At 68.0% G+C, this 16,203-nt stretch carries 18 protein-coding genes and 4 pseudogenes; 6 read left to right on the top strand and 16 right to left on the bottom strand.

All coding sequences use genetic code 11. The features are described 5' to 3' along the window. The 3 genes and pseudogenes from ADK64_RS35470 to ADK64_RS35460 form a co-directional block, all read right to left on the bottom strand. Positions 1–298 (bottom strand): annotated as a pseudogene (locus ADK64_RS35470) (hypothetical protein); the annotation flags it as partial. Between the two features lie 338 nt (positions 299–636). Next, on the bottom strand, positions 637–1,269 hold the full coding sequence (locus ADK64_RS35465; RefSeq protein ID WP_053666067.1) for an HNH endonuclease family protein: 633 nt from the start codon (positions 1,267–1,269) through the stop codon (positions 637–639). Between the two features lie 347 nt (positions 1,270–1,616). Continuing rightward, the gene (locus tag ADK64_RS35460) at positions 1,617–2,093 is read right to left on the bottom strand and encodes a lamin tail domain-containing protein (RefSeq protein WP_107093181.1); all 477 of its coding nucleotides are present in this window, start codon (positions 2,091–2,093) and stop codon (positions 1,617–1,619) included. Between the two features lie 617 nt (positions 2,094–2,710). Between ADK64_RS35460 and ADK64_RS35455 the strand changes: the two genes are divergently transcribed. Next, on the top strand, positions 2,711–3,400 hold the full coding sequence (locus tag ADK64_RS35455; RefSeq protein WP_078993029.1) for a GmrSD restriction endonuclease domain-containing protein: 690 nt from the start codon (positions 2,711–2,713) through the stop codon (positions 3,398–3,400). Continuing rightward, positions 3,397–3,678: a hypothetical protein gene (locus ADK64_RS35450; protein ID WP_053666063.1), complete on the top strand. Its 282-nt coding sequence runs from the start codon at positions 3,397–3,399 to the stop codon at positions 3,676–3,678. Before ADK64_RS35455 ends, ADK64_RS35450 begins: the two co-directional genes overlap by 4 nt. Positions 3,679–3,988: 310 nt before the next feature. Here the strand turns inward: ADK64_RS35450 and ADK64_RS35445 are convergent, their stop codons facing one another. After that, the gene (locus ADK64_RS35445) at positions 3,989–4,543 is read right to left on the bottom strand and encodes a hypothetical protein (RefSeq protein ID WP_063789998.1); all 555 of its coding nucleotides are present in this window, start codon (positions 4,541–4,543) and stop codon (positions 3,989–3,991) included. A gap of 72 nt (positions 4,544–4,615) precedes the next feature. After that, positions 4,616–5,161, bottom strand: a pseudogene (locus ADK64_RS35440) (hypothetical protein); the annotation flags it as partial. 452 nt (positions 5,162–5,613) lie between these two features. Between ADK64_RS35440 and ADK64_RS35430 the strand changes: the two are divergent. After that, positions 5,614–5,979 (top strand): DUF4440 domain-containing protein, encoded by a 366-nt coding sequence (locus tag ADK64_RS35430; RefSeq protein ID WP_053666059.1) that lies wholly within the window; start codon positions 5,614–5,616, stop codon positions 5,977–5,979. 154 nt (positions 5,980–6,133) lie between these two features. Here the strand turns inward: ADK64_RS35430 and ADK64_RS35425 are convergent, their stop codons facing one another. From ADK64_RS35425 to ADK64_RS43980, 5 genes are all read right to left on the bottom strand, one after another. Then, positions 6,134–6,715, bottom strand: a complete 582-nt coding sequence (locus ADK64_RS35425; protein WP_053666057.1) for a DUF6262 family protein — start codon at positions 6,713–6,715, stop codon at positions 6,134–6,136. Continuing rightward, positions 6,712–7,566 carry a site-specific integrase gene (locus ADK64_RS43985; RefSeq protein ID WP_078993028.1) on the bottom strand — a complete coding sequence of 285 codons (855 nt, stop codon included), beginning with the start codon at positions 7,564–7,566 and terminating at the stop codon, positions 6,712–6,714. The genes ADK64_RS35425 and ADK64_RS43985 overlap by 4 nt, the downstream gene beginning before the upstream one ends. Before the next feature lie 273 nt (positions 7,567–7,839). Then, on the bottom strand, positions 7,840–8,553 hold the full coding sequence (locus tag ADK64_RS35415; RefSeq protein WP_053666055.1) for an IS5/IS1182 family transposase: 714 nt from the start codon (positions 8,551–8,553) through the stop codon (positions 7,840–7,842). Positions 8,554–8,752: 199 nt separating this feature from the next. After that, entirely contained in the window at positions 8,753–9,256 is a 504-nt protein-coding gene (locus ADK64_RS35410) for a hypothetical protein (RefSeq protein WP_159046409.1), read from the bottom strand. Positions 9,257–9,286: 30 nt separating this feature from the next. Continuing rightward, positions 9,287–10,381 (bottom strand): NucA/NucB deoxyribonuclease domain-containing protein, encoded by a 1,095-nt coding sequence (locus ADK64_RS43980; RefSeq protein ID WP_159046408.1) that lies wholly within the window; start codon positions 10,379–10,381, stop codon positions 9,287–9,289. A gap of 453 nt (positions 10,382–10,834) precedes the next feature. Between ADK64_RS43980 and ADK64_RS35400 the strand changes: the two are divergent. Further along, a pseudogene (locus ADK64_RS35400) lies at positions 10,835–11,470 on the top strand (IS256 family transposase); the annotation flags it as partial. On the opposite strand, the pseudogene ADK64_RS47890 reads toward ADK64_RS35400, so the two are convergent. The 5 genes and pseudogenes from ADK64_RS47890 to ADK64_RS35385 form a co-directional block, all read right to left on the bottom strand. Further along, a pseudogene (locus ADK64_RS47890) lies at positions 11,470–11,667 on the bottom strand (restriction endonuclease); the annotation flags it as partial. The pseudogenes ADK64_RS35400 and ADK64_RS47890 sit on opposite strands and share 1 nt — an antisense overlap. 44 nt (positions 11,668–11,711) lie before the next feature. Then, positions 11,712–11,888 carry a hypothetical protein gene (locus tag ADK64_RS46805; RefSeq protein WP_199829796.1) on the bottom strand — a complete coding sequence of 59 codons (177 nt, stop codon included), beginning with the start codon at positions 11,886–11,888 and terminating at the stop codon, positions 11,712–11,714. A gap of 96 nt (positions 11,889–11,984) precedes the next feature. Next, the gene (locus ADK64_RS35395; RefSeq protein WP_053666049.1) at positions 11,985–12,833 is read right to left on the bottom strand and encodes a helix-turn-helix domain-containing protein; all 849 of its coding nucleotides are present in this window, start codon (positions 12,831–12,833) and stop codon (positions 11,985–11,987) included. A gap of 15 nt (positions 12,834–12,848) precedes the next feature. Beyond that, on the bottom strand, positions 12,849–13,382 hold the full coding sequence (locus ADK64_RS35390) for a DUF6879 family protein (protein WP_053666048.1): 534 nt from the start codon (positions 13,380–13,382) through the stop codon (positions 12,849–12,851). Then, a complete protein-coding gene (locus tag ADK64_RS35385; RefSeq protein WP_053666046.1) occupies positions 13,351–13,617 on the bottom strand; it encodes a hypothetical protein in 267 nt (88 codons plus the stop codon). The genes ADK64_RS35390 and ADK64_RS35385 overlap by 32 nt, the downstream gene beginning before the upstream one ends. 339 nt (positions 13,618–13,956) lie before the next feature. On the opposite strand from ADK64_RS35385, the gene ADK64_RS47885 reads away from it, so the two are divergent. Together ADK64_RS47885 and ADK64_RS46305 are read left to right on the top strand one after the other, a co-directional pair. Continuing rightward, positions 13,957–14,133, top strand: coding sequence for a hypothetical protein (locus ADK64_RS47885; RefSeq protein WP_234384836.1), 177 nt, complete (start codon positions 13,957–13,959; stop codon positions 14,131–14,133). A 456-nt stretch (positions 14,134–14,589) separates the two neighbouring features. Next, positions 14,590–15,273 carry a hypothetical protein gene (locus ADK64_RS46305; protein ID WP_159046407.1) on the top strand — a complete coding sequence of 228 codons (684 nt, stop codon included), beginning with the start codon at positions 14,590–14,592 and terminating at the stop codon, positions 15,271–15,273. A gap of 19 nt (positions 15,274–15,292) precedes the next feature. On the opposite strand, the gene ADK64_RS35370 is transcribed toward ADK64_RS46305, so the two are convergent. Continuing rightward, on the bottom strand, positions 15,293–16,147 hold the full coding sequence (locus ADK64_RS35370) for a class I SAM-dependent methyltransferase (protein WP_053666041.1): 855 nt from the start codon (positions 16,145–16,147) through the stop codon (positions 15,293–15,295). Between the last annotated feature and the right edge of the window lie 56 nt (positions 16,148–16,203).

Here is a 16,203-nt window from a genome sequence, read left to right as displayed (position 1 = left end):
GATGGTCGTACTCGGCGTCCCCGAGGCGGCCCTTGTAGCCGTAGGAGGCGGCGTTCAGCCGCTTCTCCTTGCCGGTGACCGCCTCCGGCGGCCGGATGTCCTTGGTGTAGCCGCCCTTGCGGCAGATCGTCGACGCCAGATTCGCCTGCGTCACCGCCGGCGAGACCGCACCCGGGTTGCACCTCAGGTCCTCGAGGGGCTCGCCCTTCTCCATGCGGTAGTGGCAGCTGCCCGCGGGAGGCTGCTGCTGCACCGTGTACGTCGTCTGCGGCCCCGCACCCACCGGAATCGTCCCCACCGAACCCGCAGCACCCGCCGAACCCGACGGCCCTGTGGCTGACGCCCCGTTCTTCCCAGCCCCACCCCCGTCGGAATGCGCCCCGGAAGACGAACACCCCGCCAGAGCAAGACAGGACAGCACCACCAACGGGACAGCGCGATCAAGCAAACCCATGACATCCCCTCACCGACGAGCAACAGCCGAGATGATGCTGCCCCACCCCTGCACCGCCCTACCCGCCCGGGTCCGGGCGCACAGACGCGCACCACCTCACACCAGCGAATGACACGTACGGGCCACTCGCCACAGGCTTCCTCCTGCAGCGAGCGGCCCGTACGCGGTGCGGTGGAGGGGGGTCAGTTCGTGCAGGTGTCCAGCATCGAGGACAGCGCCGATTTCTCCGCCGCGGTCGTGGTCAGCTTGAAGACCGACTTCACGTGCGTGTAGTCCTCGGCGTACGTGCACCAGAACGCGTGATTGGTGGGCTTCCAGCCGTCCGGACCGCTGTCACCCTTCGAGGAGTTCGCGGACTCCGACGCGATGAGCAGCTGGGGGTCTTTGAGGTCGTTGCCGAAGGCCTTGCGCTGGTCCGCGGTCCAGGTGTCGGCGCCGGAGCGCCAGGCCATGGCGAGCGGGACCATGTGGTCGATAGTGGCCTTGGCGACGTCGGTGACCGTGGTGTTGTCGTACACCGAGGACCAGGAGCCCGAGGCGGGCTGGCAGCTGCCCGGCTTGTCCTTGACGTTCTTGCCGTCCCTGGCCAGCACCTCCTGCCGGGTCGTGCACCCGTCCGGCTGGGCAGCCCAGATGTCGAACTTGTCCCGGGCGTAACCGTTCATGGAATGCGGAGTCGCAACGGTCAGGGCGGCCAGCTCGCTGCGAGCGGTGGACACCGGCGGCGGCGCGGGAGGATCCGCGAGAGCCGGACCCGCACTCACGACGGTCACGAGCAGGCCGGCAGCGGGCAGGCCGAAGAAGGCGCGGCGCATGAACTCTCCAAAATGTGTGGGGGGTTGGAGATGGCTGTATGAGGAAACCGCAACCGATACACGGTGCGCTACGCGCGTCGACCGAATGCGAACGGCTCCCCCACGTCCCGTTCACCGCTCGGTCACCGCCACCCGGACAAACGAGGCGTACCGCCCGCGCGGAGCCAGCCTCATCGGTCGGTCCTCTCTCCGGATCGTGGTGACCGCTGTGCTCGCACCGACACACCGAGCCGCGCCCCCCGGGCGGACATGTTCACGCGAAGGGGCGGGCCACCCTCGCACCAGGAATGGCCCGCCAGTACAGCGTCCCTTCACCGGCAGGCGTCACCTACCCGCCGGCGTCCGGGTCAGTGACGGTGGCCGCGGTCGCGGCCCCAGGAGACCGCGTCGTCGACGCGGCCGCGGTCGGTGCGCAGGGTCGCGGTGTCACCGTTGTTGTTCCACACGTAGTTCCGCTGGTCCTGGTAGAGGTCCGAGCGGGTGTTCCGGCCGATGCCGGTGTGCACACGGACGGTTGCGCGGGGAGCGAGGCTGAAGTGGCGGAAGGTGTAGGTGTGCCCGGAGTCGTCCCGCAGGGTCCAGCGGTCGAGGTTCACGGCCTTGCGGGTGCTGTTGGTGACGTCCACCCACTCGGCGTTCAGCGAGCGGTTCGAACGGTCGTCCCGTCCCGGGGAGTCGTACTGGACCTTGCTGATGTAGACCGACGCCCGGGCCAGGTGGGCCGGCTGCTGGGCGGCCGCGGCCGGCAGCGCGACCGCGCCGACAACGGCGGCGGCGATCGCGCCGACGGCGGTCATACGACGGACGGAAGAAGAAACGGACACGAAGTCCCCCTCCACAAGAGTGCCCACACCCCGGCCCGCCGCGACGTCGTAACGCCGCGGGCCTGGGCGGGGTGCGTTGTGCGGATGGCGGCCGGTCGGCCGCACACCCACACCCTCCACGCCGCTCCTCCACACCGTGAGGGAATCGCGAAGAGTATTACTGATCCAACAAGTTCCCGTAACTCTCAGATGTAATAACCATTTATGCGTTGAATGCACCAGATTGACGGCCCGTTGGGCACACACCCCGCAGAAATACGGGCCTCAGGCAACCATTCGCCAGCACCCGCCACCCCGGCACCATGACGGCATTCACCCGAAAGTGAGTAACAACAGCTCCGCCGGACAGGCAAGTACCCGGCCCCCGGCACGACGGCCGATGCTCCGTCCTCCCCCCTCGGGCCGACTCGACAGCCCCCACCGGGTTCACGCTCTTCGCCTGCACCCCCGGCAACACCCCGGCACAGCCCCCGCGACCACCCGTGCCGGTTCGTTTCTCCGGTGAATTGCCGCCTGCCATTCGAGTGATACCGCCCGGCCGTGCCGACACCGGGAGCCTGACGCCCGCTATCTCTCATAGGTCTCCAACTCCCCTACTGGCCAGGAGAGATGAACGCATGCGCCCGATCCACGCGAAGCTCGCCCTGATCACCGCAGCCGCCACGGCACTGCTCGCCCCCGCCATCGCTGCTCCCGCCGCCGCCACCCCCGGGCCCGCCCACCACGCGGCAGACCCCACCACGGCCCGCCGGGACCTTCCCGAGCCGCCGCCCGCCGAGACCGTCCGCAAGGAACTCGGCGAGCTGAACGTCGCCGCCCCGCACCCGATGACCGGCTACTCACGGTCGAAGTTCCCGCACTGGATCATCCAGTACGGCACCTGCGACACCCGCGAAGTCGTCCTGAAGCGGGACGGCAAGGACGTCGTCCAGGACGAACAGTGCCGCGCCGTGGCCGGCACCTGGACCAGCCCCTACGACGGCAAGACCTTCACCGCATCCGGCCAGCTCGACATCGACCACGTCGTCCCCCTCGCCAACGGATGGCGCTCCGGAGCCGACGAATGGGACACCGCCATGCGCCGCAAGTTCGCAAACGACCTGACCGACCCGCAACTGGTGGCCGTCTCCGCCTCCAGCAACCGGCAAAAGGGCGACCAGTCCCCCGACCAGTGGGCCCCGCCACTGCGCTCCTACTGGTGCACCTACGCCCGCGCCTGGACCCACGTGAAGTACGTGTACCGCCTGAACATCACCGAGCCGGAGAAGAACAAGCTCGACGAGATGCTGGACACCTGCGACGCATGACCCCCACCCCGGACACCGCCTCGTACCAGGACGACGTCACAGCCGGACCCGGCGGCGTCATGACCGCCGACGTCGGCGTCATCACCGGCGACCTCACCCTCCGCACCACCCTCGGCCGTGACAGGCGCACCGCCCACGTCAGCGTCCAGTACACCGGCGCCGACGAGTGGTACACCCTCACCGGCAGCCCCGCCCCCGTCCCGGACAGCGGCCTCGCCGCCTACCACCACCGCCTGCTCGACCGCATCCGACAAGGCGGAGCCGCCACAGCCACCTGACCCTCCCGCCGGCCGCGGGTGTCTGAGTCCCCACACCTGTACTGCGACACAGACACCCGCTGCCACAGCAGCCGCGATCAGTGGTCGGCCGGCCCTCCAGTACGAGATGGGCTCACCTACACCCTCGACCGGGTCCGGGAGAAGATCGCACAGGTGGAACGACAGGAGGCCGAACGCCGCCACGGCCAAGCGGCCCGGCCAGCACCACCCGACTGCCGAGGTGGAGATACCGGCCGCCAATGACGAAACCGCACTCGCGGTCCAGGAAGTGCTGATGGTCGGGGCTCGCGGCAGCGTGGTCGGGGCCGCGCTACTGCTGCCAGGTGACGGCGCTCTGGTCGAATTCCTCCTTGTAGGCGCGGCGCTGGGTGAGGTCGGACTCGGTCAGTTCCGGGTGTACCGGCGGCTGCTGGGGGGCGGCCCAGAGTTGGATCAGGTGGCGTTCGCCGCGGTCGCCGATGCCGGGCTCGGGGTCTGTGGTGTGGCAGTACAGGCGCATCCGGATCCACACGGGCATGTGGTCGGCAGGCAGCTGGAGCGGGCCGTCTTCGGGTTCGGCTTCTTCGAAGTCGCCGCTGCCGAGGATGTAGATGACGGGGGTGTCCTCACTGGCGTGCAGGCTCATCTCTTCCGCAGGCCCCCAGGCTGGGCCGGTCTCGAGTGGGGGCGGCTCATCGTGCATCTGGACGGTGATGGTGACGGGGCCGGTATCGGTGTCGGTGAGGATGTGCGCCGTGTCGCTCCCGATAGGCCCGCACCGCCAGCCGTACGGCCACTCGGGCGGCCATTCGTAGTCCTCTCCGAGTGCGAGGAGGTAGCCGTACTCGCCGGTCTCCGGCGTCAGGACGGTCTCAGCGATGATCATCGTGGTTTCCTCACGCAGAGGGGCACCCCCCGGCTCGCAGGGGTGCCCCATGTTGCCGTACGGCTCAGCCTGTCAGGCGATGACGAGGTGGCCGACGAGCTTGGCGAGGAAGTCCGCGTTGGCCTGGACGTCGTGGCCAAGGACGACCTGATGGTGCGGGAGCGCGGCGAGCCGGTCGGCGACGGCGGCACGGGCGAGGTCGCCGCCGCCGTTGATGCCGGGGGCGAGGCCGAAGTGGTCCGGGTAGCGGTCCTCGGTGGCGCCGCTCATGAAGTCGTCCTCGTCGAGGGCCCGGTCGCCGTCGACCACGGCCGGGACGGCGGAGGGCTCGATCCGGGGGAACAACAGCCCTGCCGCGCGCCCGCCGGTCGCCAGTTCCATCCCGAACCAGGTGGCGAACTGGTCGGGGAACACCTGCACCTTCTTCTCCCGCTTGCCGCCCGGCTCCCACAGCGGCTCGCGTCGGCCGGCCAGCAGGGCGTCGGTCACGTCCTGGTGCTGCGTGGGGTGGAGTTGCCCGCCCGCCTGGAGCCGCTCGCGCACGACGTCGTACAGGCCCAGCGCGTCGAGCAGGCCCAGCCCGACGGCCGCCGCCGACGGCCACGGCAGGCCGCGGAGTGGTCAGGGGTGGCCTTCGGCAGGCCGCGCCTCGAACGTGCGACAGCGCCGCAGATAGTGACAGCGGCGGGCGACCGCTTGGCGTCGTCGGCGCGAGTTCGACCAGCTCAGGGCGTGGTGTCGTCCTCGGCGGCCACGAAGGCGCGGTGGTTGGGGGATGTGCCACTGACGAAGATCGATTACGCCTGAGTCGTGGTCTTCTGCTTGAGGCGTTCGTAGGGTGTCTGGCCGCCGAGGCCGCCGTGGGGGCGATGGTAGTTGCGCACTTTACCGACCGCAGGAGCTCGTGAACTGGCTCTGAACTGCGGCGATTCATAGACTACATGTTCGTGACGATGGGATGGGGTCCTCGCTGTAACTCGACCCTGCGGACCTCGACCCCGGACTGTTGTTGATCACTCCGGGCCAGATATTCGCTGTGTCCGGGGGCCGGGTGTTCGTAGGGTCCGTGCATGACGGACGAGAGTGAGCGGGCAGTGCAAGCGGCCATTGATGGGGAGTTGCGGCTTCTGGATCCTGAGGTGCGTGCTTCTCCAGCCCTCGTTTTGGAGCTTCTGGATCCGGAGTTCACCGAGATCGGAGCGTCTGGTCGCTGGTGGGACGTGGAGTCGATCCTCACGGTGACGAGTGGGGGAACAGTGTCCTCGGAGTCGCCGGTCAAGGTCAGCAAGATGTCCGCGACCGTCCTGGCTCCGGGGATCGTTCACCTGACGTACTTCGCCGACAATCAGGGGCGCCGGGCATGGCGGAGCTCCTTGTGGCGCCTGACGGAGACGGGCTGGCGCCTGTACTTTCACCAAGGCACTTTGGCCAGTTGAAGGATGTCTGCCCCGCCGTCGGCGAGGGCGGCAGGAGCACATCTGGCCTCCCGCCGAAAGGCCGCAGGTGGGGCCAAACACTCACTTCCGGAATCAGTGGGATGGCCCGTCCACCGGGACGGTGGACGGGCCATGAGATGCCGGCGGGATGTGATCAGGCTGGTGGTTCCGGCCCGGTGAGGCGGGCTTCGAGGTCGGCGACCCGTCGGTCCTGGAAGCGGAGGTTGGATCGGGCGGCTTTGAACCGCTCGTCGAGGGTGCGGTTGTCGGCGGTCAGCTGGCGGACCCTTTGCTTGAGGGTGGTGTTCTCCGTGGTGATCCGCTGGACGGCCTCTTCGGTCCACTCGGCTTGCAAGTCCCTGATCTGGCCGAGGAGTTCACCGATTCGGGTGCGCTGGGCGAGGATCTCGGCCTGGGCGGCCTTGAGCGCGTCCTCGGCGTTCAGCGCGCGCTCGCGCCAGGTCGCCTCGCGCTCGTCGTCCTGTTCGACGAGCATCCGGGTCCGGCGATCACCTGCCTCGGTCATCGCCATGGCGATGGCGGCCCGGGCCTCGGGGTTGGCATAGAGGAAGGTGCGTGAGACGTTCGCCCGCCGGGCGACAGCGGCGACGCTGACCTGGGCCTTCTCCCGTTGGAGCCGGGCGATGGACTCACGGACCCGTAGGAGGGCCGTTTCGGTCTTGCTGCGTCGGGCCGCCAGAGCAGCGGCAGTGCGGGGTTCGGGGACGCTGTTCATGCGACGTCCTGTTCGGGGTCGGTGTCCTCGGCTGTGCACGTATCGCTGTACTCGTCTGGCTCTGCGCCGCCCGCGTGAGCGAGGTCGGCGGCGCGGAACGCCGTGGACCACACGCGGTGGAAGTAGTCCTGGGGTTTGCGCAGATCCAGGGCGAGGGCGTCGTCGAGAAGGCCGAGGCCGGCCAGGGCCTTCTCCGGGCCGTCGATGGCGCGGGCGGTCGGCTCGAAGTAGCGGTGGAGGTAGTCGTCGGGGGCGCCCTCGGCCAGCAGCCGCCACTGCTCGCGTTTGCGCCGCCAGTAGAGGAGGTCGGCGCCGGACAGGACGAACTTGTCGCAGTTGTGGCAGTCGAGGTTCCAGGGGCAGGCGCCGCCGTCGACGACGGGCTGGAAGGTGCAGAACCCGCCCTCGGCAGGTGTGCTGCGGCGGGACAGGTCGATCGCGAGGGACTGGGCCTGCTCGCGGGTGAGCGGGGTCGTCGGCTCGGTGAGGAGTTCGCCGGGGTTGGCGGTGCCGGGGCCGGTGACCCAGACGTGCTGGAGGACGTCCTCCAGGTCGGACTGGGTCAGGTGGATGTATTGCTCGGCCATCCGCGCGGAGACGTGGCCGAGGTAGCGGCGGACGTGGGTCAGGCTCGCCCCGGCCCGCAGCAGGCTGGTGGCCAGACTGTGCCGGGCCTGGTGAGGGACCCACCGGCCGATGTCGAGTTCGTCGATCCACGGTTTGAAGCCCTTGTGGAACCAGTTATAGGACAGCGGCGTGCGTCCGTTGCGGTTGCGCTGGTTCGTCGGGAACAGCGCCATCTGGGCCCGTTCCTCGACGGTGGGTGGCCGGTTGTTCCGGGTCTCGAACAAGGCGAGGGTCTTGCGCTGGCGGTCCTGCAGGAGCTGGTGGACCCGTTCCGGGACCCTCAGCGCCTGGTCGTAGTGGCACGGCGCACATCCTCACCGACACCGACACCGACACCGATACCGGCACCATCACGGAGGCGGTGTGGCCGAAACTCCGGACAGCAAATCCTGGAACTCTCGTCCCCGAGGCCGACCACGGACCGTCGCGACCCGATAGCTCCCCCGCACCAGCGTCGGGGGCCCCGGCCGGTGAATAACACTGTCCTTGACCCTCTTTCATCCTGAGTATTGGCAGGTCAAGAGGGTGTGCACGGCTGCCACAGTCCTGCCGATGCGGTTGGTTGAGCAGCGCGCTCGCCGTAGCAGTCGCCAGGACTTGAGGCGGGCGAAGGCGCGTTCGCCGGGAGCGCGTAGGCCGGCGTGGTCGCGGTTGTACTCCTGGTAGCGCTCGGGCAGGTCGCGGAGGCCGTAGTACGGGGTGCGGACAGTGGCGCCGACGCCCTGGTAGGCGCGGTCGGCCAAGACGAGGATCTGGCGGGTGAGGCAGGCCTGGACGATGCCGTGGGCGCGGGCTGCGGTCAGGTCGTGGGTTCGGCCCGGCGTTGCCCGTGAAAACCACAGCGGTGTGCCGTCGGGACGTGCGATGACCTGGACGTTCATACCGTGCTTCTTGTGTTTCTGCGAGTAGTACGGCTCGTCCGCCTTGATGCGGTCGGTGGGGATGAGCGTGCCGTCGAGGATGACGAAGTCGCCTTCGCCCAGACCGACGAGGGCCTCGTGCAGTCCCGGCTCCCACGAGGCGAGGACCTCGACGGTCTCGTGCAGATACCGCCACGCGGTGGCCTCGCAAACTCCGAACCCGGCACCGACCTGCGCCAACGTCTCGTTCTTCCGCAGGTGTGCCAGAACCAGTAGAGCCTGCTTGAAGCAGCTCAACCTCCGCCGGACCGAGCGAAGTTCACGCCTTCGGGCGTAGACGAGCCCGCCCATTTCACCCGGCCGGGACAGGATGAAACAGGTTCCTTGAGCCGGCGAGCGAAAGCATCCGTCCGGAGGCTGTAGCGGCATAGCCACCGATGCCCCTTCTCGTCACTCTCCGTTCAGGCGCGACTGCGTGTGACAGTCACTCTGGAGCGGAACGTGGCCCGCCGACGTGGTGTTCGCCTGCGGGCCACACGCCGGCCGAGTTCTACTCGGCGCGGACTGACAATCCGTATGCGTCCGTCTGTCTGAGTACTGCAACGTCCCCGAACGGGGCGGCCCAGACCTGGATGAGGTACCACTCGGTGATCTCATCTGGTGCGTCATCGATAGCGCTGTCGCGGCCACGGGCGTGGATCCGTAGTCGGTAGACGCCCGGCCCGTTGAAAGAGAGCGTCGGGAGTTCCTCTTCGAGGTCGGACATGAGTCCGCGGATCACCAGGTCGCCCGCGGCTGAGTGCAGCGAGACCTCCACGATCTCCTCCCAGGCCCCGTCACCGGGTCCGGGGGCTTCGGAGTGGAGGGCGACGGTGACGTCGACATCGCCGGTGTGAATCCCGGTGAGAACGGCGACCACGCCGTCCTGGACTGCCACCAGGCCATTGCTGTTGCTGGGCAGGTCGGGCCCGGCAGGGCCAGCTTCGTCGCTGATGCGGAACTGGTGGTACTGCACAGGCACAGGGCCGTGCACCTGTTCGGGCTGACCGCTCACGTTGCGTCCTGACGGTGGTTGGCTGGCTGATCACTTGATCCAGACGAGGAACTGATCCTTCTCTATGATGCGGTTGTAGAGATAGAAGTTGCCGAGGGCCTGGCCGCCCTCCCGGTTCTGCTTGGCGTTGATCATGCGCCAGCTGAACTTCCCGCCACCGGTAGATGCACCCTGCCAGGTGGAAGCGAAGGGATACTCGTCGCACTGCTTGCCCTGCGGCCTCGGGCGACTCGACGGGCATGACTTATCACGGTTCTTGCGGATTTTCGTGGCATTCGTGAGCCGCGTCAGGTACTTGGTGGTGCCGTGCTTGCCGGGAAGCTTCAGCGTGTTCTGCGCGTATTCGATGTGCTTGGCGAGTTCCGGGAATTCACCGTTTTTCGCGTAGACCATCTCAGGGATGTACGGCATGACGCACCCGATTTTGGACGTGCCAGGCAGTGCGTTGTCGCATCGAACAGGAGTTGCGTGGAGCGTGAAGTCGGTCGAAGGGCCCACCCACGCCGGGTTGGTGAACACCCAGGTGGCTGTCCCCTGGCCCCAGCCCTGGTCTCCCTTGGGCGTTGCCCTGATGGTGGTGTCGAAGAAGAACTGGCCGATGGCTTCCTTCTCCTTGGTCACAAGCTGTGAAGGGAACTTGCTGCTGCTCACCTTGCACTTGCCGTCACAGGTGCCGCGGCCGTTGGCGCTGCTGCCAACGGCCAGGCCTGAGGCGTTGACCTGCACGATCTCAATCTGGTAGGCCCACGACTTCTCGTCGTAAGCGCTGAAGGCGTAGCCAACACCGAGGTAGTGCATGCGCCCGACGACCTTACCGGTCCGGGTGTCATGTACGGTCAGGTCGCCTGGAAAAACCCCGCAAGCATTGAACCGCGTCACGTACCACGCGGAGTCGATGTGGTCTTCGCACCAACTCGGCGTTGGCCACCTGGTGAGCGCCGCGCGGTCAGCAGCGGACAGCTTTGCTGCCCAAGATGCGCACGCGACCGGCTTGGTGGCGCCAGCATCGCGCGCGGCTTTCAGCTGGGCGTCACAGACCGCTTTAGCCTGTGCTGCGGATGCTTTCGGTGTGATGGCCGTGGGTGAATCTGCAGCGGAACCGGTGGTTGCTTGTGCGGTGGTCAAGGGACCACTGAGCAGCCCCAGCACGACGGCACCGGTTGACAGCAATCTGCGTAATCTCAAGTTGTACCCCGTGTGTTGGTCGAACCGACAGGGGCATTCGGTCATCCTGCGCATCCCCCGTCGCGTCGGCCTCATGGAAGCACAGCCAACACCCAAGGTGCACGCAGGCTTGTTCGGTTTCGGTCACCATAGAAGGCGGCCCCACAGCCCGGCTCGTTGCCGCCGAATCCGCTGGGCGGCATACGCCGGGACCGTGCCGCCAGATCCGTCGGCCAGACCGAGTGTTTGTGCCGTTCAAGATGAGCATGGGGAGTGTAAATCTAACGGCGGATCCGACGATCATGAGAGGGACGTCAAGTGACTTATACCGCCGTGGGGTTGGAGACCGTTGAGCCTGACGAGAGTGCCCAGTTGGGACAGCCTGCGCCCGTGTCCGATGAGCAGCTGGTTTCGATGCTGGTGGAGCGGGCCCGGTCGGAGGGGCTGCAGCTGACCGGGCAGGGCGGGCTGCTGCAGCAGCTGACCAAGCGCGTTCTGGAATCGGCCCTGGAAGGTGAGATCACCGATCACCTGGGCTATGAGAAGCACGATGTGGTCGGCCGTGGCAGCGGCAACTCCCGCAACGGAAGCCGGGCCAAGACCGTGCTGACCGACGTCGGGCCGGTCGAGGTCAAGGTCCCGCGTGACACCTCGGGCACGTTCGAGCCACAGATCGTCAAGAAGCGGCAGCGGCGGCTGACCGGAGTCGACGAGACGGTGCTGTCGCTGTCCGCGAAGGGCCTCACGCACGGCGAGATATCCGCCCACCTGGCCGAGGTCTACGGGGCCGAGATGTCCAAGCAGACCCTCTCCACCATCACCGACCAGGTCATGGATGGCATGGCCGCCTGGCAGAGCCGCCCGCTGGACCGCGTCTACCCGGTCCTGTTCGTGGACGCCATCAACGTGAAGATCCGCGACCAGCAGGTCGTCAACCGGCCGATCTACCTGGTCATGGCGGTGACGGTGGAGGGCGAGCGGGACATCCTCGGTATCTGGGCCGGCGACGGCGGCGAGGGCGCCAAGTACTGGCTGCAGGTGTTCACCGAGACGTCGGCGGCGACGGCGCGGGCGTGGCCGGTCAGCTGGAGGCCGATCTGCTCGTAGTCGCGTGTCGCGAGCGTGTCCTTGCCGGTCCACGCGAGGACGGCCTTGACGAGGCCCTCGTAGGGTTCGCGGTCGAGCGGGAGCTCCGCCTCGATCAGGCCGGTGGGGTCGTACAGGACCGTGTGGCTGCTGGTGTGCATGGCGGGCCTCGCTGCTGGGGCGTCGTCGCGCGGGTGGCCGTCGGTCACCGCTGGGTGTCCTCGCCGCCGTCGGCCCGGTCGTCCTGGTCCTCGCCGTGCCGACCGAGGAACCGGGCGAAGCCACGGTCCGCGCGGGCCAGCAGGGCCGGGGAGGGAACGCCGTAGGCGGGCGGCTGGAGGCCGCGGCCCTCCGGGGCCGGGGTGTCGGTGTGTGCACGCATGCGGCCCCGCCTCTCCGGCTGGTGGTCCGTCGGTAACGTCGACGCTACGCAGCGTGGGAGACAGCCTTCAACACAATTGCGCGGAATTGCGGAGGATCACTCCAGGGCGTCGATCGCAGCCTGGATCAGCGCGCGGGCCTCGTCGCCGTACACGGCCATCTCCGCGAGGCCGGTGAAAGCCTTCGCGTAGTCGGCGAGTTCGCGGGGCTGCGTCACGTTGATCTCCGCCGTCAGGGTTTCCACCACGGCCTGGAAGTCGTCGTGGAGGTAGAACGCTTCCAGCGGCCACACGGTGCGCTGCGCGGTGAACGGGATGATCCCCAGCGAGACCGAGGCGAGCGGCATCACGGCCAGGAGGCGGCGCAGCTGCCCGCGCATGGCGTCGGGGTCGGCGGTACGGAAGCGTAGGACGGACTCCTCGATGAGGACGACGAAGAGCCGGCCTCCCTCGTAGAGGAACCGGGAGCGGGCGACGCGGGCGGCGACTGCTTCGGACACATCGTTGGGCGTGCCCTGGAAGTTGGTGATCTGCTCCATGAGAGCGGTGGCGAAGGCGGGCGTCTGCAGGAAGCCGGGCGGAACGTTGGAGAGGTACGCCCGGCAGACCCGGGTGCGCTCGTACAGGGCGTAGAAGTCCTCCTGGACCTTGCGCATGCCGGTGCGGTGCAGGCGGCGCCACTCCAGATACATGGAGTCGACGGCGCGGGCGGTGGCGATGAGGTCGTCGGCCTGGTCGTCGGCGCCGCACGCCGAACACCAGGTACGGATGTCCGTGTCCGAGGGCGGGGCGTCGCCCTTCTGGATGCGGGTGGTCTTCGCAGGGTGCCAGCCGCACCGGGCGGAGAGCTCCTTCCCGGTGAGGCCGACGTCCTTGCGCAGGCGCTGCAACCGCACGGCGAGCGCCTCACGGGCTCCTTGGGCGCTGGATGAGGGGGAGGCGGTCATGTGCTGCTGCGGGGCCTAGACGGTGTACTTCTCGTGCGGGATGCCGCGCTCCCAGACCGTCTCGAACGCCGACGCGCACAGACTCACCGCGGCCGGGTCCTCGGTGGTCTCCGAGCCCGGCGCGACCCAGTCTCCGTCGCCGCTGAAGAAGTGGAACATCACCAGGCGCCCGTCGATCAGCCAGAAGTCGTTGCCGGGCAGGGCGATGTCCGAGGCGTTGCGACGGGGCAGCCAGCGGACCAGTTCGCCGGCGTCCACGTTCAGCGCGGTCACCGCGTGCTCCCATCGGATGTAGTCGGTGACCGGCTCCGAGACGATCCGGGCGCGGCGCATCACCACGCCCCGGGCCAGGGTCTCCTTCACCAGGCCGAGCCACTCGGGCCACCAGCGGGCCGTGGGGTCCAGCTCGATCTGACCGGTCCGGGCGAACAGCTCGATCTCTTCGGCCTCATCGCCGACGCTGTAGCGGTCGCGCATCTCCAGATGCACCGCGCTGTGCTGAGCGCCCCTCAGCAGCTCAGCGAAGTCCGGCACGCTGCTCTGCGACATCACACGCCTCCCTCAGAATCGCCGCCATCCGGACCGGGATACGGATCACCGTCTCGTGCGGCGGGATGCCCGCCGCATGGCCGGGCACCCACTGGGTCCCGCCGACCATCGCCTTCAACAACGCCTCGGCTTCCGCGCCCTGGAGGACCAGGTCGGCACTCTCTTCCTCCACCCACACCGTCGGCGATCCACCGCCTCCCGTGTTCGGGTCGATCCCGACGAACCGTAACGTCATGGCGCTCTCACGTGTCGAGTCGGTTGCGCTTAGTTGCGCCGACCGTCCCGCGTATCGGCGCCCTCGGTCAAGACCGAAGCCGGATCTGTCCCTCGTACGGTCAGCAGCGCGCCGAAAGCGACAGCCGGGGGGCCGGACGGGTGGCCGACGGACCCGTGGCGTGCTGGGACTGGTGGGCTGCCGGTTGCGGGTTCAGCGGACCGATCGGCCCGCGCACGGGGTCACGTCTGCGAGGCACAGCATGGGACTCACAAGCAGCACAAGCCGCGCCGCCCACGGGGCGAGAGCGGGCAACCGGCGAAGGAGTGGTTCGGCACCGCGTTCCACTCCACCGGGGGGATGCAGCACCTGGACGTCCGCCAGTCCGGCAACGGCGTCCTGATCACCTCCTCCCCTGCCGAGATCGACGGCATCCCGGCCTCGTGGCCGCTGCGTCTGCGCAACGACGACGACGGCCAGGGCTGCACGAGGTGGGGACGGCCCTCGCTGCTGGGCGCGGCCACGTCTTGGGCGTAACGGAGGGGCCTGGGCACAGGACCGTCCTGGCGTTCATGCCCGATCACCCCGAGGAAGGCGTCGGCACGCTGGCCCGGGTCCGCACCAGTGAGGGCCCGGACGGCGACGTCGTCTTCGAGCGGAGCGCGGAACGTCTGATGGGGCTGTGGGCCGAAGCGAGGGAGAACCTCCTGCGGATCGTGCCCCTGCTCGGACCGGACGCGCCTCCAGCGGACGAACTCGAGGACTGCCGCCTGTGCCCCGGCTGCTACCGGCCCGTCTACGGAGAGCTCTTCCTCACACACTCGCCCTTGCGGCCGTCAATGGCGGGCGGTCACCTGCTTGGCGCAGTCCCTCGGCCCCCGCTCCGCGGTGGGACTGGCCCGGAGGTCTTGTGACTGGTGTCTTGTTGTGTCGTTAGGTCTGACGTGGAGCGCGGTGATCTGATGAACGAGAGTCATTCGGGGAGAAGTTGTAGTGTTCAAGACGCTGCGTGCTGATCTCCGGCGTCGCATCGTAGGGGTCTGTTTTTTGAATTCGGCGACAGAGTCTCACCTGGTTCCAGGGCGGCTGAAAGTCCCCGATCGCGCCACATGGTGCGCGACCGTACTGTCGGAAGTGCTTTCGCCGTCGGTGGTGGGGGCGGTCTCCCTGCTGGTCGTCGGGTACTCGGCTACCAGGCTCGGCGACTCGGGGCCTGCGTGGGCTGTCGCCCTTGCGTTCGGCTGTGGTGGACCACCGCTGGTATATGCGGTCAAGTCGCTGGGTGGTTGCGGGTCGTTGAGCATGCACCTGCTGGAATGGCGGCAGCGCCTGGCGACGGGCCTGATCGCTCTCGTTGCCCTGGTGGTGAACCTGGGCCTGGCGACGGGGTTCCATGCGCCGCGTCGGCTCGTGGATTTTCTTGCCTTCTCGGCGGGTGGTATCGCTGTAGCGAGTCTTGCGACCGCGGTGTGGCGGATCAGCCTGCATACCGCAGTGGTTGCCAGTCTGCTGGGAGCTGCCGGTGCACAGTGCGGGCTTTCGGTACTGGCTGGGCTGCCGGTGGCTGTCGTCATGGGGTGGGCGCGGGTCCGAGTCAGAGCGCATACGCCCGTGCAGGTCATCCTGGGCTGTTCGGCGGGCCTGGCTTGGGCAGCCTTCTACTGTGAGCTGTACTGAGATTTGTGGCGCTTTGGGCTCACGGCTTGGCGGCGACGCAGATGGTGTACCGCCAGGTGTCCTGGTGCCGGTACATCTCAACCGCGCTCATCGCGTTGATCAGAAGGTCACCGCAGCCCACGCTGCGCGCGAGCGTATAGGGCAGTCGGCCGAGCACTGAGAAGGCCCACAGCATCGGCAGGATCTTCGCCGTCGCGTCGTAAGCCGATTCGACGGTGAAACCAGTCTGCTGAAGAAGCCGCTCCAGCTCCCCATGGGTCATCGTGAGCAGCCCTGGCATACCGGAGAGCTCACAGACTCGGATGAGCGCGGTCCGCGCCTGCGGCGACAGCTGGGCCTGTGGGGTACTCGAATACTCAAGCATCACCAGCTTCCCGCCAGGACGCAGGACACGGAAGAACTCGGCGAGCCCTTGCGGGACGCTAGGCGAGTGGACAAAGGACTCCATCGTGTAGACGCCGTCGAAGGAGGCGTCGGCAAACGGGAGCGCGTGGTAGTTGGCCCGGAGGAAACGTGTGCGCCGGCCCGGCTCGCCCGCACGGGCTGACCGCTGCCGCGCGATGGCGATATCCGACTCGATCCCGTCGATCCCGGTGAGATACACCCCGCTCGCCCGTGCGACCGTGCGCGCCGTGTCACCGACCCCACACCCGGCATCGAGCACCGAAGACGCTGGCGGCAAGGCCAGCTTGCGGGCCGCAATGACCTCCATGCGCCGCATGGCTGCCGTGAACCTCCAGGGGGAATCACCGGGTTCGTACCAGCCGAAGTGACGCGTCCGGCCGAGCAACGCCATGTACCCAAAACGTGATTCGAACGCCCGATAGTACGGCATGACATGCTGCCGGTAGTGAGCATCGGTCGATCGGGTCACCGCACCAGTCCCTCCGCTCCTCACCCGAGGACTTCACGGACAACAACGACCTGGCG

The organism is Streptomyces sp. MMG1121 (genome assembly GCF_001280015.1).
Taxonomy (GTDB): domain Bacteria; phylum Actinomycetota; class Actinomycetes; order Streptomycetales; family Streptomycetaceae; genus Streptomyces.
The sequence above is the reverse complement of the archived record's forward strand: the minus strand, read 5'-3'. Positions and strand labels throughout refer to the sequence as shown.

Coding starts and splice junctions, on each gene's coding strand:
- ADK64_RS35395 (WP_053666049.1), bottom strand. CDS start 12,833: ATGACCGCCTCCCCCTCATCCAGCGCCCAAGGAGCCCGTGAGGCGCTC.
- ADK64_RS46805 (WP_199829796.1), bottom strand. CDS start 11,888: ATGCGTGCACACACCGACACCCCGGCCCCGGAGGGCCGCGGCCTCCAG.
- ADK64_RS35385 (WP_053666046.1), bottom strand. CDS start 13,617: ATGACGTTACGGTTCGTCGGGATCGACCCGAACACGGGAGGCGGTGGA.
- ADK64_RS35455 (WP_078993029.1), top strand. CDS start 2,711: ATGCGCCCGATCCACGCGAAGCTCGCCCTGATCACCGCAGCCGCCACG.
- ADK64_RS35445 (WP_063789998.1), bottom strand. CDS start 4,543: ATGATCATCGCTGAGACCGTCCTGACGCCGGAGACCGGCGAGTACGGC.
- ADK64_RS35465 (WP_053666067.1), bottom strand. CDS start 1,269: ATGCGCCGCGCCTTCTTCGGCCTGCCCGCTGCCGGCCTGCTCGTGACC.
- ADK64_RS35450 (WP_053666063.1), top strand. CDS start 3,397: ATGACCCCCACCCCGGACACCGCCTCGTACCAGGACGACGTCACAGCC.
- ADK64_RS47885 (WP_234384836.1), top strand. CDS start 13,957: ATGCAGCACCTGGACGTCCGCCAGTCCGGCAACGGCGTCCTGATCACC.
- ADK64_RS35415 (WP_053666055.1), bottom strand. CDS start 8,553: ATGGGCGGGCTCGTCTACGCCCGAAGGCGTGAACTTCGCTCGGTCCGG.
- ADK64_RS35430 (WP_053666059.1), top strand. CDS start 5,614: ATGACGGACGAGAGTGAGCGGGCAGTGCAAGCGGCCATTGATGGGGAG.
- ADK64_RS35425 (WP_053666057.1), bottom strand. CDS start 6,715: ATGAACAGCGTCCCCGAACCCCGCACTGCCGCTGCTCTGGCGGCCCGA.
- ADK64_RS35390 (WP_053666048.1), bottom strand. CDS start 13,382: ATGTCGCAGAGCAGCGTGCCGGACTTCGCTGAGCTGCTGAGGGGCGCT.